The organism is Paraburkholderia sp. SIMBA_027 (assembly GCF_046535315.1).
Classification (GTDB): domain Bacteria; phylum Pseudomonadota; class Gammaproteobacteria; order Burkholderiales; family Burkholderiaceae; genus Paraburkholderia; species Paraburkholderia tropica.
Map to the genome: position 1 here is coordinate 1 of NZ_JAWRWY010000630.1, position 270 is coordinate 270.

General features: G+C 28.5%; 1 protein-coding gene. It reads right to left on the reverse strand.

Translation table 11 applies throughout. The features are described 5' to 3' along the window. Window positions 1-226, reverse strand: a 226-nt coding sequence (locus tag SB764_RS40525) for a thioesterase II family protein (protein ID WP_410866831.1), incomplete at its 3' end; no start/stop codon positions are given. Window positions 227-270 lie beyond the last annotated feature (44 nt).

Genomic DNA, 270 nt, shown 5'->3' on the forward strand with positions numbered 1-270 from the left:
CTCCCATGCTGTGCCCATAAATAACATACTCCTGACAATTCCTAATTTCTTCAATAACTTTTGGAAGTAAGTCCTCTACAAGCGTATCAATATTAGTTATTAATTTTTCATTGAATCGACTTCCTCTTCCAGGGTATTCTAAAACAACAAAATCAGTAATACCTTTAGAAAGTTTTGTGAAAGAATATTTATTTCCCCCTGCAAAAACCAGTGCTATTATTTTCATTTTATTTAAAAAAGTTTGTAAATATATAATTTAAAATCATATTG